Below are 14987 nucleotides of genomic sequence, written 5' to 3'. Positions count from 1 at the left end.
CGAGCGCGTCCTGGCCCTGGGCGAGCACTTCGGGAGAACCGGCGGGCAGCGTCGCGGCGCCGTCCACGGGGCTGTTCTGCAGCGTCTGGGTGACGGTGTCCAGGGCCGGGGCGTCCGGACCCGCCGGGGCCGCGTTGGCGGCGCCGGCGCCGACGGCGGCGAAGGCGGCACCGAGAGCGGCGACACCGAGGGTCTTGGCAGCAGACTGCTTCATCTTCGTCCTTGCGTGCGGTGACGTGGTTTTCAGCGGTCCAAAACCGTAATCACGTGCCCGCACGCCCCGCAAACATCGAAAAGCGGCCGAGTGACCCCGCACCCGGCCGCTTTCCGTATGGCACGATCAGCGCTCTTCTACCGCAGAACCGCTGGTGGAAGCGGTCTGCTGGAACAGCCATTCGGACTTCAGTTCCGCATAACCGGGCTTGATCACGTCATTGATCATCGCGAGTCGTTCATCGAAAGGAATGAATGCTGATTTCATCGCATTGACTGTGAACCACTGCATGTCGTCGAGCGAATAGCCGAATGCGTCGACCAGGTGCTCGAATTCACGGCTCATGCTGGTGCCGGACATCAGCCGGTTGTCGGTGTTCACGGTCGCCCTGAAGTGCAACCGGCGCAGCAGCCCGATGGGGTGCTCGCCGTACGAGTCGGCGGCGCCCGTCTGGAGGTTGGAGCTGGGGCACAGCTCCAGCGGGATGCGCTTGTCGCGCACGTACGAGGCGAGGCGGCCGAGCTTCACGGAGCCGTCGCCGCCGACCTGGATGTCGTCGATGATGCGCACGCCGTGGCCGAGCCGGTCGGCGCCGCACCACTGGAGGGCCTGCCAGATGGAGGGGAGCCCGAAGGCTTCTCCGGCGTGGATCGTGAAGTGGTTGTTCTCCCGCTTCATGTACTCGAAGGCATCGAGGTGACGGGTGGGCGGGAAGCCGGCCTCGGCGCCCGCGATGTCGAAGCCGACGACCCCCACGTCGCGGTAGCGGTTGGCCAGCTCGGCGATCTCCAGAGCGCGTGCCGCGTGCCGCATGGCGGTCAGGAGCGCGCCGACGCGGATCCGGTGGCCGCTCTCGCGGGCGCGCCGCTCGCCTTCCCGGAAGCCCTCGTTGACGGCCTCGACGACCTCTTCGAGGGTCAGCCCGGCTTCCAGGTGCTGCTCGGGCGCGTACCGCACCTCGGCGTAGACGACTCCGTCCTCGGCGAGGTCCTCGGCGCACTCGGCGGCGACCCGCACCAGCGCCTCACGGGTCTGCATGACGGCGCAGGTGTGCGCGAAGGTCTCCAGATACCGTTCCAGGGAGCCGGAGTCGGCGGCCTCGCGGAACCAGACGCCGAGCTTGTCGGGGTCGGTCTCGGGCAGGTTCTGATACCCGGTCTCGCGCGCGAGGTCGACGATGGTGCCCGGGCGCAGGCCCCCGTCGAGGTGGTCGTGCAGCAGGACCTTGGGGGCCCGGCGGATCTGGTCCGCACCGGGAGTGTGCTGGTGCTGGCTCGTCATCTTCGCACCATAACGCCTACGCGCGTAGAACTCCTCCTGCGGTGATCCGTCGATACCCAACGGTGACCCGGCCGAAGGGTGGCGTACATCCTCGCTTCTGACACTGTTCTGTCATGGCACAGCAAGCGACGCCGGTTCGCAGGCCCCGGCTGGGGCGGGCACTTGGTCCGGAGCCGACAGCGGTGAGCGGCGTGGTGCTGCTGCTGCCGGGCGGCGAGGAGACCTCCGCACGCAGACCCTCACCGATGCTGGCGACCGCCTCCGTGCGCGCGCTGGGACGACACCTCACGCGCGCGGGACGTACGGAAGGCCTGGTCGCGCACGTGGTGCACTACAGGTTCCGCGGCTGGAACGGCAGCGACGCTCACCTGGCGCACGACGCCTCCTGGGCCTGCGACGAGGTCGTACGCCGCTACGGAGACGTCCCCGTGTGCCTCGCCGGAGTGGACATGGGCGGGCGGGCGGCGCTGCACGCGGCCGGGCACACGGCCGTCGGCTCCGTGCTGGCGCAGTCCCCCTGGCTGCCCGAGGACGACGCCGCGGCATCGCCCGAGCCGGTGAAGCAGCTCGCCGGGCGGCGGATCATGATCGTGCACGGCACGATGGACGCGCGCACCGACCCGGAGCTGTCCTTCCGGTTCGCGGCGCGAGCGAAGAAGGCCAATCCCGGCATCTGCCGCTTCGAGGTCCACTCCGACGGGCACGGGCTGTCTCAGCACCGGGGAGAAGTCCACGCGCTCGCGGAGGACTTCGTGCTGGGGACGCTGTTCGGGCGGGCGTTCTCCCGGCCTGTCGAGGACGCGTTGGCGGCTCCGCCGCCGTTGGGGTTGCGGATGCCGCTCGCCTCCGGCTTTGGGAAGTCCCTGCACCGTTAGGGGCTTGGGTGATGTGCGGTCCGCGGGTTGTGGTGGGCTGGTCGCGCCCCGCGGCGGAGCCGCATGTTGTCACAGCCCCGCGCCCCTGAAGGGGCGCCACCTAGTCCGGCAGCAAGTGGCCCCTTCTCGACAGCAGGAACTTCTTGAAGGCCGCCACGGGCGGTGTGTCCGGGTGGCCGTCCAGCCAGGCGACGCCGATCTCGCGGGCCGCGCGCGGGGCGGTGACCGTCAGTTCGACAACTCCCGGGCGGGGTACGGCTGGTGGCGGCAGGAGGGCGACTCCGAGACCGGCGGCCACGAGACCTCGCAGCGTCTCGGCCTCCTCGCCCTCGAAGGCGACACGCGGGCGGAAGCCGGCCTGCTGGCAGAGGTCGTCGGTGATGCGGCGCAGGCCGTAACCGGGTTCGAGGGTCACGAACGTCTCGTCGGCGGCCTCCGCGAGGCGGACGCGCTTGCGTGCGGCGAGGCTGTGGTCGGCGGGCACGACCAGGCGCAGCTTCTGCTCGTCGAGGCGGCGGGCCACGAGGTCGGGGGCGTCCGGCACGGGCGAGGTGAGGCAGAGGTCCAGCTCGCCCGCGCGCATCCGCTCGATCATCGCCTCGCCGTAGTTCTGTACGAGGCTGAAGCGGACCCGCGGATGATCGGCCCGGAAGGCGCGGATGAGGCCGGGCACGGTCTCCGAGCCCATGGTGTGCAGAAAGCCGAAGGCGACCTTGCCGGAGGTGGCGTCCGCGTCGGCCCGTACCGCGTCGGCGGCCCGCTCGATCTCGGCGAGGGCCCGCTCCACGGAGGCGAGGAACGTACGCCCGGCGGGCGTGAGCGAGACGGTACGGCCCCGGCGGGCGAACAGGTCGACGCCCAGGTCCTGTTCGAGGCGGACCATGGCCCGGGACAGGGTCGACTGCGGGACCTGCATCTCCTGCGCGGCCCGCGTGACGTGCTCGGTGCGTGCCACCCCGGCGAAGTACGCGAGGCGTGGGGCGAGTAGCGCAACGATGTCTTCTGTGTCACTGGATGGTGACAGGTGAGGCTCTGACCTCTGCTGATGCATCATGGGAACGATTATGGCGATTCCATGCATTGGACGGATGAGCGGCCGGTCTTTAGGTTCGAAGCATGCCTTACGCCAGTACCGAGGCGTCCACCACCGTGGGCGCCGCCTCGACTCTTTCCCCCACCGCGCTTTCCGCCACCGACTCCCGGATGGCCCCGGGCGGGCCCGGCTACCGCCGGATGAGCTTCGCCCTCTTCCTCGCGGGTGTGGCGACCTTCGCGCTCCTCTACTCCACCCAGGCTCTCCTCCCGCTGATCTCCAGCGACTTCGGGGCGACGGCGAGCGCGGCGAGCTGGACGGTGTCGGCGGCGACCGGTGCGCTGGCGCTGTTCGTCCTCCCGCTGAGCGCGCTGTCGGAGCGGTTCGGACGGCGTACGTTGATGACGGCGTCCCTGGCGATCGCGGTGACCGTCGGGCTGCTGGTTCCCTTCGCTCCGTCGGTCGGCGCGCTGATCGCGCTGCGGGCCGTGCAGGGTGCGGCCCTGGCCGGGCTGCCGGCCTCGGCGACGGCGTATCTCGCGGAGGAAGTACGGCCGAAGGCGCTGTTCACGGCGATCGGCCTGTTCGTCGCGGGCAACAGCGTCGGCGGCATGAGCGGCCGGGTCATCACCGGCTGGGTCGCGCAGGAGTGGGGCTGGCGAGTCGCCCTCGGCACGATCGGGGTCGTCGCTGTGGCGTGCGCGGTGGCCTTCCGGCTGCTGCTCCCGGCACCCAAGCACTTCAAGCCGGGCTCGCTGCGGCCGCGGGTGCTGGCCCGCACGGTCAAGGGGCACCTGTCGAACCCGCTGCTGCGCCGGCTGTACGCGATCGGCGCGCTGTTCATGACGGTCTTCGGTGCGGTCTACACGGTGATCGGCTACCGGCTGACCGACGCCCCGTTCTCCCTCGGCCAGGGCATCATCGGCTCGATCTTCCTGGTCTACCTGGTCGGTACGGTCTCCGCCTCGACCGCGGGCAAGCTGGTGGGCCGGCTGGGGCGCCGGGGCTCCCTCTACCTGGCGGGCGGCACGACGACGACGGGTCTGCTGCTGTCGCTGGCGGACTCGCTGCCGCTGGTCCTGCTCGGCCTGGTCCTGATCACCGCGGGCTTCTTCGCGGGCCACTCGGTCGCCTCGTCCTCGGTCAGCCACACCGCCAAGCAGGGCCGCGCCCAGGCTTCCGCGATCTACCAGTCCGCGTACTACGTCGGCTCCAGCGCCGGAAGCACCCTCGGCGCGGTGGCGTTCCACGCGGGCGGCTGGGCCGGGACGGTGGGGCTGGGTCTGCTGGCGGTACTCGGAGTCGTGGCGATCACGGTGGTCGGTTCGCACGCGGCGCGGGTCGAGGCACGCCGGGACCTGGCAGCGGCGCGCTGACGAACGGGGTTTCGCCCCCGCCGCCCCTACCCGTCCCATCCCGTACCTGGGGGCTCCGCCCCCAGACCCCCGTATCGGCCTGAACGGCCTCGTCCTCAAACGCCGGACGGGCTGAAGATCAGCCCCTCCGGCGTTTGAGGAGCGGGGTCTGGGGCGGAGCCCCAGGGGATGGGAACGGGTAGGGGCGGCGGGGGCGAACAAACCCTGACCTGGACCTTCGCTTACTCCGGGCGCCATTGTCAGTGGGCTGCGGTAGCTTCCGAAGTGCTGGCGCGCAAAGGCGCGTGCGACGGAAGCAGCCACAGGGGTGGGTGGGCCATGAGCGACGGTACGACGACGGAGGACCTCGACGTCCGGTTGGAGAAGCACCGCGTTGAGCTGACGGGGTACTGCTACCGGATGCTCGGCTCGTCCTTCGAGGCCGAGGACGCGGTGCAGGACACCCTCGTGCGCGCCTGGCGCAGCTACGACAAGTTCGAGGGCCGCTCCTCGATGCGCTCGTGGCTGTACCGGATCGCGACGAACGTATGCCTGGACATGCTGACGGCAGGCAACAAACGGGCCCGCCCGATGGACCTGACCGACTCGACGCCCCTGGCGCAGGCGGCCCTGACCCCGCGCCCGGACAACACCTGGCTGGAGCCGATGCCGGACGCGCGCGTCCTGCCGACGGTCAGCGACCCGGCCGAGGCCGCGGTGGCGAAGGAGTCGGTGCGCCTCGCCTTCATGGCCACCCTGCAGCAACTGCCGCCCAAGCAGAGAGCCGTGCTGATCCTGCGCGAGGTCCTGGCCTGGAAGGCGAGCGAGGTCGCCGAGCTGCTCGGCACGACGGTCGCCTCGGTCAACAGCGCGCTCCAGCGGGCCCGCGCGACCCTCGCCGAGAGGGACGGCGCCGCCGCGGAGGCCGCCGTCTCCGATCCGCTCGACGCGGAGCAGCAGAAGCTCCTGGAGCGCTACGTGGCCGCGTTCGAGGGCTACGACATGACGGCGCTGACGGCCCTGCTGCACGAGGACGCCGTGATGACGATGCCGCCGTTCGACCTGTGGCTGAGCGGCCCCGAGGACATCACGGGCTTCATGACGACGCTCGGCGCGCCCTGTGCGAACTCACACCTGGTGCCGGTCGAGGTCAACGGTCTGCCGGGCTTCGCGCAGTACAAGCCGGATCCGGAGCAGGGCGGTCACACGGCGTGGGCCGTGCAGGTCCTGGAGATATCAGGCGGCCGGATCGCCGGGTTCCACTGCTTCCTCGACACGAAGCGCTGGTTCCCGCTCTTCGGGCTGCCCCTCCACCTCGAAGCCGAGCCCGACGAGGCCGAGCAGCGCCCGTAGCGCCGGGTCGGGGTCGCGCAGGCGTATCCGGCCTCCGGCGCGGCGGGCGGCGAGCTGGAGTCTGGCCAGTACGTCGACGGTGGTCAGACCCGGCGGACCGAGACCGGCGACATCGCATACGACGACACCCGCACCGGTGGCCTCGAGTCTCGTGCGCACGTCTTCGCTCAGCCGCGGCACCTCATCACGGGCGACAGGGCCGGACAGCACGATTACGGGGGGTGTCATGGCGTCCACGAACGGTAGACCGCGCGTGGACGCGGAACTCATCGCTGGGTACCCGCCGAGCATGCCGAACGGGACCGGCGCCGGTCCACCGATCCCGTTCACCCGAAAGGGAAAGCAGCAGTTCAGGCGATACGTTCCCGCACCACCGGTGCCGCCGTGAAGGCCGTGCCCGCCGGCTCGATGTCGTACGAGCCCTCGACCGCCTCCAGCGCGTAGGCGAAGCGCTCGGGGGTGTCCGTGTGGAGGGTCAGCAGGGGCTGGCCCTCCGTCACCGTGGCGCCCGGCTTGGCGTGCATCTCGATGCCCGCGGCGGCCTGCACCGGGTCCTCCTTCCGGGCGCGGCCGGCGCCCAGGCGCCAGGCGGCGATGCCGATGTCGTACGCGTCGAGGCGGGTCAGTACGCCCGAGGAGGGGGCCTTGATCACGTGCTGCTCGCGGGAGGCCGGCAGCGGGGCGTCCGGGTCGCCGCCCTGGGCCGCGATCATGCGGCGCCACACGTCCATGGCCGAACCGTCCGCCAGCGCCTTCGCGGGATCGACGTCCCGCACGCCCGCCGCGTCGAGCATCTCGCGGGCCAGGGCCAGCGTCAGCTCGACCACGTCCTGTGGCCCCCCGCCCGCCAGCACTTCCACCGACTCGCGGACCTCGAGGGCGTTGCCCGCCGTGAGACCGAGCGGGGTGGACATGTCCGTCAGCAGGGCGACGGTTTTCACGCCGTGGTCCGTGCCCAATCCGACCATCGTGGACGCCAGTTCACGCGCGTCCTCGATCGTCTTCATGAAGGCACCCGAGCCCACCTTCACGTCCAGGACCAGCGAACCCGTGCCCTCGGCGATCTTCTTCGACATGATCGACGAGGCGATCAGCGGGATCGCCTCCACGGTGCCGGTGACGTCGCGGAGCGCGTACAGCTTCTTGTCCGCCGGCGCCAGACCGTCACCGGCCGCGCAGATCACCGCGCCGACGCCGTCCAGTACGGACAGCATCTCCTCGTTCGACAGCAGCGCGCGCCAGCCGGGGATCGACTCCAGCTTGTCGAGGGTGCCGCCGGTGTGGCCGAGGCCGCGCCCGGACAGCTGCGGCACGGCGGCGCCGCACGCGGCGACCAGCGGCGCGAGCGGCAGCGTGATCTTGTCGCCGACACCGCCCGTGGAGTGCTTGTCGGCGGTCGGCCGGGACAGGGACGAGAAGTCCATGCGCTCACCGGAGGCGATCATCGCGGCGGTCCAGCGGGCGATCTCGCGGCGGTTCATGCCGTTGAGGAGGATCGCCATCGCGAGCGCGGACATCTGCTCGTCGGCGACCTCGCCCCGGGTGTACGCGTCGATGACCCAGTCGATCTGCTCGTCGCCGAGCTCACCGCGGTCCCGCTTGGTGCGGATGACGGAGATGGCGTCCATGGACAAGGCTTTCCTTCCGAAAGAGCAGCGGCCCCTCCCGGTGAGCGGGAGGGGCCGCCGGTGCGTTACTTGGGGAGATGCCCCGGCCCGAAGGGCTGCGGCAGCATCTCGGAGAGCGGCACGAACCCGGCCGGGGTCTCCAGGATCAGCTCGGGACCGCCGAACTCGAAGAGCAGCTGACGGCAGCGTCCGCACGGCATCAGGATCTCCCCCTCGCCGTCGACGCACGTGAAGTGCGTCAGCCGCCCGCCCCCGCTGAGCTGGAGCGCCGAGACCAGTCCGCACTCCGCGCACAGGCCGAGGCCGTACGAGGCGTTCTCGACGTTGCAGCCCGAGACCAGCCGGCCGTCGTCGACCAGGGCCGCGGCGCCGACCGGGAAGCCCGAGTACGGGGCGTACGCGCGGGACATGGCCTCGCGAGCCGCGGCGCGCAGGGCCTCCCAGTCGACGGTCGGGGAACCGGCCTCGGACGAGGTCATCCGCCCTGCCCCCTCCGATAGGGCTGGCCGTCCGCCTTCGGCATGCGCAGGCGCTGCGCGGAGAGCGCGAGGACCAGCAGCGTGACGACGTACGGGGTCGCGGTGACGACCTGGTTGGGGACCTCGTTGGTCGAGGTGTACCAGACGAAGAAGAGCACCGAGACGACGGCGGTGATCGCCGACTGGATGTACTTCTTCTTCCACAGCAGGTAGATCGCGCCGATCACCAGCAGTATCGCCAGGAGCAGCAACAGCGCGTGGACGTTGGTGCCGCCGCCGCGCAGCTTGAGGCTGTCGGTGTAGCCGAACAGGCCCGCGCCGACGGCGAGTCCGCCCGGCATCCAGTTGCCGAAGATCATCGCGGCGAGACCGATGTAGCCGCGGCCGCCGGTCTGGCCCTCCAGGTAGATGTTCGCGGCGACGAGCGACAGGAAGGCGCCGCCGAGGCCGGCGAAGCCACCGGAGATGATCACGGCCAGGTACTTGTACTTGTAGACGTTGACGCCCAGGGACTCGGCGGCGACCGGGTTCTCGCCGCAGGAACGCAGGCGCAGGCCGAAGGCGGTGCGCCACAGCACCCACCAGGTCAGCGGGACCAGCGCGACGGCGATCACGGTCAGCGGGGAGAGGCCGGTGATCAGACCGCCGAGGAGCCCGGCGACGTCGGAGACCAGGAACCAGTGCTTCCCGTTGAGGGTCTCCAGCCAGGAGGACAGGCCGGGGACGTCGAAGGAGCCGAGCGATTCGACGGGCGGCGACTGCTTGGACGTACCGCCGTCCTGCCCCTCGAAGGCGAAGGTCGACAGATAGCGGGTGACGCCGAGCGCGAGGATGTTGATGGCCACACCGGAGACGATGTGGTTGACGTTGAAGGTGACGGTCACGATCGCGTGCAGCAGGCCGCCGAGGGCGCCGCCGATGATGCCGAACGCGACACCGACCCACGGACCCCACTGGAAGCCGGCCCAGGCGCCGAACCAGGTGCCGAGGATCATCATGCCCTCGAGCCCGATGTTGACGACACCGGAACGCTCGGCCCACAGGCCGCCGAGGCCGGCGAGGCCGATCGGCACGGCGAGGCGCAGGGCGGTGGACATCTGACCGGTGGAGGTGATGCCGTTCGCGTCGGTGATGAGGCGGACGACGGAGACCAGCACCAGCAGGCCCGCGACGAGCAGCAGGAGGACCGGGAGCGTGATACGGCGGCGGCCCTGGGCGGGCTTCGGCGCCTGCGGCTTGGCGACGGTTGCGGTACTCATCGGGCAGCCACCTCCTTCTTCGTGGAGTTGTCGTGGTCGGCAGCAATGGCCGCGGCCAGCTCCTCGCCGACCCGCCGCTGCTGGCGCCGCAGACCCCAGACGCGTACGGCCTCGTAGGAGACAACTACCGCGATCACGATGAGACCCTGCATGATCACCGCGATCTCCTTGTCGTATGCCACCGGGAGCGCGTAGTCGAGGGCGGGCGAGGCCTTGTCGAGGAAAGCGATGAGGAGCGCCGCGAAGGCGATGCCGACCGGGTTGTTGCGGCCGAGCAGCGCGATGGTGATGCCGGTGAAACCGAGGCCCGCCGGGAAGGACAGGCTGTAGGTGTGGGCGTCGCCGAGCAGGATCGGCATGCCGGCGAGACCGGCGACCCCGCCGGAGATCAGCATGGCGGTGAGGACCATGCGCCCCGCGTCCACGCCGGAGGCCGCGGCGGCGGACTCGGAGGCGCCGGTGGCGCGCAGGTCGAAGCCGAAGCGGGTGCGGTTGAGGATCAGCCAGTACAGGACGCCCGCGAGCACGGCGACGATGGTGAAGCCGTAGATGTCGCCCGCCTTGCCCATGCTGATGGCGGGGAACCAGCCGGACTCCTTCATCACTCCGGTGGTCTGGTTGTTGCCGAGCGGCACGCCCCAGACCTCGGTGAGCGTGAGGTAGCCGATGAGGCTGGTGGCGATCGCGTTGAGCATGATCGTCGCGACGACCTCGCTCACCCCGCGGGTGACCTTGAGGAGACCGGCGATGCCGGCCCAGAAGGCACCGGTGAGCATGGCGACCAGCATCAGGAACGGGATCTGCAGCACGGCGGGCAGACCCACGTGCGCGCCGACCACCGCGGTCATCATCGCGGCGAGGCGGTACTGGCCGTCGACGCCGATGTTGAAGAGGTTCATCCGGAAGCCGACGGCCACCGCGAGCGCGGCCAGGTAGTACATGCCGGCCTGGTTGATGATCAGGACCTGGACGTCGGAGAACCCGGCCTGCTCGAGCATCAGGAGGTACGGCTCGATCGGGTTCTTGCCCGAGGCGATCAGCACGACCGAGGTGAGCACCACGGCCGCGACGAGCGCGATGACAGGGCCTGCCACCGCGAGGAGCACCCGCTCCTTGTCGAACTTCTTCATCGGGCCTCGTCCTCCGGGGCGGCGGGGTCGTCGTCCTCTGCGTGCTCGTCGTCCTCTACGTGCTCCAGATGACCGGAGGCGGCTCCGGTCATGGCCGAGCCGAGTTCCTCCGGGGTGATGGTGGCGGGGTCGGCGTCCGCGACCAGCCTGCCGTTGTAGATCACGCGGAGGGTGTCGGACAGGCCGATCAGCTCGTCCAGATCGGCGGAGATCAGCAGCACGGCGAGGCCCTCGCGGCGCGCCTCGCGGATGTGGTCCCAGATCGCGGCCTGCGCGCCGACGTCCACACCGCGGGTGGGGTGGGCGGCTATCAGGAAGCGCGGCTTGTGGGTCATCTCGCGGCCGACGATCAGCTTCTGCTGGTTGCCGCCGGAGAGTGAGGCGGCGGTGACGTCGATGCCGGGGGTGCGGACGTCGTACTGCTCGACGATCCGGCGGGTGTCGTCCTGGGCGCCCTTGATGTCCAGCCAGAAGCCCTTGCTGTTGGGCTTCTCGGTGACATGGCCGAGGATCCGGTTCTCCCACAGCGGTGCTTCGAGGAGCAGGCCGTGGCGGTGGCGGTCCTCGGGGATGTAGCCGATGCCGTCCTCGCGGCGCCGGCGGGTGGGCCAGCCGGTGATGTCGTCGCCGGCCAGCCGGATCACTCCGGAGTCGGCGGACTTGAGGCCGATGAGCGCGTCGATCAGCTCGGTCTGCCCGTTGCCCTCGACACCGGCGATGCCCAGGACCTCTCCCTCGTGGATGGTGAAGGAGATGTCGTCCAGGACCGCTCGGCCGCCCTCGGCCTCCAGGCGCAGTTGATCGACCTGGATGATCGGGCGGTCGGTGACCATGGACTCGCTGGTCTCGGGCGTCGGCAGCTCGCTGCCCACCATCAGCTCGGCGAGCTGGCGCGGAGTGGTTTCGGACGGGACGGCCGTACCGACCGTGGTGCCGCGGCGTATGACGGTGATGTCGTCGGCGACCGACAGGACCTCGCCCAGCTTGTGGGAGATGAAGATGACGGACAGGCCCTCGGCCTTGAGCTCGCGGAGGTTGCCGAAGAGCGCGTCGACCTCCTGCGGCACGAGGACGGCGGTGGGCTCGTCCAGGATCAGGATGCGGGCGCCGCGGTAGAGGACCTTGAGGATCTCCACGCGCTGGCGGTCGGCGACACCGAGGTTCTCGACCAGGGCGTCCGGGCGGACCCCGAGGCCGTAGCGCTCGGAGATCTCCTTGATCTTCCGCCGGGCGCCGCCGCCGATGCCGTGGAGCTTCTCGCTGCCCAGGACGACGTTCTCGAGGACGGTGAGATTGTCGGCCAGCATGAAGTGCTGGTGGACCATGCCGATACCGCGCGCGATGGCGTCGGCGGGACTGGAGAAGCTCACCTGCTCGCCGTCGACGGCGATGGTGCCCTCGTCCGGCTTCTGCATGCCGTAGAGGATCTTCATCAGGGTCGACTTGCCGGCGCCGTTCTCACCGACGAGGGCGTGCACGGTGCCCTTGTGGACGGACAGATGGATGTCGTGGTTGGCGACGACACCGGGGAATCGCTTGGTGATCCCCGCCAGTTCGACCGCGACGGTCGACTGTGCGGCGAGCGGAGGGCTGCTGGACGCGTCGATGGCGCACTCTCCTTGGGAAAGGGGCCGGTCTACGCGTAGCGCCCCTGCTTCAACTACTTCTGCGGAGTCGAGCGTTGTGCATGTATCCCGACTTCTCGGATACGGGCCGGCTCATCCGCCGCGCGAACGGGGCGCGGGAAGGCCATCCCCCCACACCCCGTTTTCGCGACCGTAACGCTGCCATTACAGCGTCGGATTGACCATCCTTACGGCGTGGTCTTGACCTTGATCGTGCCGTCGTTGATGCCCTCGGAGGCCTTCTTCAGGGCCTCCTGCAGCTTGGTGTTGTTCTTGAACACGGGGTTGGAGTCGGCGAGGCTCACACCACCGGTCTTGAGGGATGCGCGCACGACACCGGTCTCGGGCTTGCCGTCCTGGACCGACTTGGCGAGGTCGTAGACCGCGCCGGCGACGTCCTTCATGGCCGAGGTGAGGATGTACTTCTTGTACGCCGCGAGGGGCTTCTGCTGGTACTGGTCGGAGTCGACGCCGATGGCCCACACCTTCGCGGCGGCCGAGGCCTCGATCACGCCCTGACCGGACAGGCCCGCGGCGTGGTACACCACGTCGGCGCCGTCCTCGATCTGCCCCTGGGCGGCGGTCTTGCCCTTGTCGGGGCTGGCGAAGCCGCCGTCCTCGGCCTTCTCGGTCAGGTACTGCGAGAGGACCTTGACCTTCGGGTTCGTGGCCGCGACACCCTGCTTGAAGCCCGCCTCGAACTTGTGGATGAGCGGGTTGTCCACGCCGCCGATGAAGCCGACGGTCTTGGACTTGGTGCTCAGGGCCGCGGTGACGCCCGCCAGGTAGGAGGCCTGCTCCTCGTGGAAGACGAGGTCGGCGACGTTCTTCTTGCTCACCTGCTCGTCGTCGACGATGCCGAAGGTGACCTTCGGGAACTTGTCGGCGACCTCCTTGACCGCCGGGGCGTACGCGTAGCCGACGCCTATGACCGGGTTGTAGCCCGCCTTGGCCAGCGTCTCCAGACGCTGCGCCTTGTCGGCGTCCGATTCGCCGTCGGTGGGCTCGACGGCCTTGGAGCCGTACTTGAACTCCGCGGCCGCCTTCTCCATACCGGCGGTCGCGGCGTCGTTGAAGGACTGGTCGCCCTTGCCACCGACGTCGTACGCAAGGGCGAGGCCCTTGCTCTTGCCGTCGCCGCTGCCGGCGGATTCGCTGGACGTGCCGCCACAGGCGGCGACGGAAACGGCGAGGGTAGCGGTAGCAACGCCCGCAACCGCGATTCGGGACACCCGGCGCATGGAAGGAAACTCCTTAGTGCAAGCGCCTGTACAGACGCTGGTTCCGGCGCAGCGTAACGCGCGTAGACCAGCCAGAAAAACCCTTCTGTCCCGTCCGTTATCGAGCTGTGGCCGCAGAGGACCCGAAGACTACGGAACGTCGTACGCCCCTTGCGACCGGCAAGGGGCGTACGACCTGCGAAGCTCTCTACTGAGGCGTCATCAGACGGCTGGATGGCGAGTGGTCACTCTGTGTCGACCGTCACCTTGCCGCTGACGATGTCCTCCTTGGCCTTGTCCACGGCCGCCACGACTTCGGTCATCGCCTTGTACTTCGGGTTGGAGTCGGCGAAGCCCACGCCGCCGGACTTCAGGTCGCCGCGCTGTTCGCCGGAGAGCGGCTTGCCCTCGACGACCGACTTGGTGAGGTTGTAGACGGCGCCGCCGACGTCCTTGAGCGCGGAGCCCAGGATGTAGTCCTTGGACTTGGCGAGGGCCTTCTGCTGGTACTGGTCGGAGTCGACACCGATCGCCCAGACCTTGTTGGCCGCGGCCTCCTGGATGACGCCCTGCCCGGACAGGCCCGCGGCGTGGTAGATCACGTCGGCGCCGTCCTCGATCTGGCCGCTTGTGGCCTCCTTGCCCATGCTCGGGCTGGCGAACCCGCCCTCCTCGGGCTTCTCGGTGAGGTAGCGCTTCTCGATCTTGATCTTCGGGTTGATCGACTGCACCCCCTGGACGAAGCCCGCCTCGAACTTGTGGATGAGGGGGATGTCCACACCGCCGATGAAGCCGACGTGGTTGACCTTGGTGGCCTTGGCGGCGGCCACACCCGCGAGGTACGAGGCCTGCTCCTCGGCGAACAGCATGTCGGCCACGTTGTCGGCCTTGACGGTGCCGTCGTCGATGATGCCGAAGGTGACCTTCGGGAACTTGGCGGCGACTTCCTTGACCGCCGGGGCGTAGATGTAGCCGACGCCGATCACGGGGTTGTAGCCGGCCTTGGCCATCTGCTCCAGGCGCTGCACCTTGTCGGCGCTGGACTCGGAGTCGCCCGGCTCGATGTCGTTGCCGCCGATCTTGAACTCTTTCCTTGCCTTCTCGTAGCCGGCGAAGGCCGCGTCGTTGAAGGACTGGTCGCCCCGGCCGCCGATGTCGTAGGCGAGGCCTATGCCCTTGCCCGAGTAGCCGCTCTTCGAGTCACCTTCACTCTGCGACGACTCGCTGCTGGTCTCGCCGCACCCGGCGGCAGCGACGACGACGACCGCGACGGCGACGGCCGCTTGGGAAAGTCTCGTCTTCCGAGAGATCCGAGAAATCCGACGCATGAGAGTACCCCTTACATTCCCCAAAGCGCCGTGAGCGCCGACGCTGACTGCGGCGCACAGTAACGCGCGTAGACGACGAGGGGAACGGGGTTCATCGCGGCCGTTATCGATTCGTGCCGACGGCTGGTTACGTTTGCCCGCCGCCGGTTACGTCCGAGTGACGTGAGCGGACGAAGGGGCACCGAAGGGGCACCCCGGTGGCGGCGG

General features: G+C 69.6%; 13 protein-coding genes and 1 pseudogene. 3 read left to right on the top strand and 11 right to left on the bottom strand.

What is annotated here, in order from left to right:
* Window positions 1-214, bottom strand: a pseudogene (locus FE633_RS47335) (ATP-binding protein); the annotation flags it as partial.
* Between the two features lie 126 nt (window positions 215-340).
* Window positions 341-1495 carry an adenosine deaminase gene (locus FE633_RS19970; protein ID WP_138046535.1) on the bottom strand — a complete coding sequence of 385 codons (1155 nt, stop codon included), beginning with the start codon at window positions 1493-1495 and terminating at the stop codon, window positions 341-343.
* Window positions 1496-1608: 113 nt separating this feature from the next.
* On the opposite strand from FE633_RS19970, the gene FE633_RS19965 reads away from it, so the two are divergent.
* Window positions 1609-2370, top strand: a complete 762-nt coding sequence (locus FE633_RS19965) for an alpha/beta hydrolase (protein WP_138046534.1) — start codon at window positions 1609-1611, stop codon at window positions 2368-2370.
* A gap of 100 nt (window positions 2371-2470) precedes the next feature.
* Here FE633_RS19965 and FE633_RS19960 read toward each other — a convergent pair whose 3' ends face one another.
* The gene (locus tag FE633_RS19960; RefSeq protein ID WP_171060035.1) at window positions 2471-3424 is read right to left on the bottom strand and encodes a LysR family transcriptional regulator; all 954 of its coding nucleotides are present in this window, start codon (window positions 3422-3424) and stop codon (window positions 2471-2473) included.
* A gap of 62 nt (window positions 3425-3486) precedes the next feature.
* Here FE633_RS19960 and FE633_RS19955 point away from each other — a divergent pair, with 62 nt between their 5' ends.
* Both FE633_RS19955 and FE633_RS19950 read left to right on the top strand, forming a co-directional pair.
* Window positions 3487-4779: an MFS transporter gene (locus FE633_RS19955; protein ID WP_138046533.1), complete on the top strand. Its 1293-nt coding sequence runs from the start codon at window positions 3487-3489 to the stop codon at window positions 4777-4779.
* Between the two features lie 318 nt (window positions 4780-5097).
* On the top strand, window positions 5098-6111 hold the full coding sequence (locus tag FE633_RS19950) for a sigma-70 family RNA polymerase sigma factor (RefSeq protein ID WP_138046532.1): 1014 nt from the start codon (window positions 5098-5100) through the stop codon (window positions 6109-6111).
* Here FE633_RS19950 and FE633_RS19945 read toward each other — a convergent pair.
* The 8 genes from FE633_RS19945 to FE633_RS19910 form a co-directional block, all read right to left on the bottom strand.
* Window positions 5995-6381 carry an STAS domain-containing protein gene (locus FE633_RS19945; protein ID WP_138046531.1) on the bottom strand — a complete coding sequence of 129 codons (387 nt, stop codon included), beginning with the start codon at window positions 6379-6381 and terminating at the stop codon, window positions 5995-5997. The genes FE633_RS19950 and FE633_RS19945 overlap by 117 nt on opposite strands.
* Window positions 6382-6461: 80 nt before the next feature.
* Entirely contained in the window at window positions 6462-7739 is a 1278-nt protein-coding gene (locus tag FE633_RS19940; RefSeq protein ID WP_171060034.1) for a thymidine phosphorylase, read from the bottom strand.
* A 65-nt stretch (window positions 7740-7804) separates the two neighbouring features.
* Window positions 7805-8218, bottom strand: a complete 414-nt coding sequence (locus FE633_RS19935; RefSeq protein WP_138046529.1) for a cytidine deaminase — start codon at window positions 8216-8218, stop codon at window positions 7805-7807.
* The gene (locus FE633_RS19930; protein ID WP_138046528.1) at window positions 8215-9477 is read right to left on the bottom strand and encodes an ABC transporter permease; all 1263 of its coding nucleotides are present in this window, start codon (window positions 9475-9477) and stop codon (window positions 8215-8217) included. The genes FE633_RS19935 and FE633_RS19930 overlap by 4 nt, the downstream gene beginning before the upstream one ends.
* Window positions 9474-10607: an ABC transporter permease gene (locus tag FE633_RS19925; protein WP_138046527.1), complete on the bottom strand. Its 1134-nt coding sequence runs from the start codon at window positions 10605-10607 to the stop codon at window positions 9474-9476. The genes FE633_RS19930 and FE633_RS19925 overlap by 4 nt, the downstream gene beginning before the upstream one ends.
* Entirely contained in the window at window positions 10604-12214 is a 1611-nt protein-coding gene (locus FE633_RS19920) for an ABC transporter ATP-binding protein (RefSeq protein ID WP_138046526.1), read from the bottom strand. Before FE633_RS19920 ends, FE633_RS19925 begins: the two co-directional genes overlap by 4 nt.
* Window positions 12215-12420: 206 nt before the next feature.
* A complete protein-coding gene (locus tag FE633_RS19915) occupies window positions 12421-13473 on the bottom strand; it encodes a BMP family lipoprotein (RefSeq protein WP_138046525.1) in 1053 nt (350 codons plus the stop codon).
* Window positions 13474-13697: 224 nt separating this feature from the next.
* Window positions 13698-14780: a BMP family lipoprotein gene (locus tag FE633_RS19910; protein WP_138046524.1), complete on the bottom strand. Its 1083-nt coding sequence runs from the start codon at window positions 14778-14780 to the stop codon at window positions 13698-13700.
* Between the last annotated feature and the right edge of the window lie 207 nt (window positions 14781-14987).

It is taken from the genome of Streptomyces montanus, from assembly GCF_005786655.1.
Classification (GTDB): Bacteria; Actinomycetota; Actinomycetes; order Streptomycetales; family Streptomycetaceae; genus Streptomyces; species Streptomyces sporangiiformans.
This window is presented reverse-complemented; position numbering and strand designations above follow the sequence as displayed.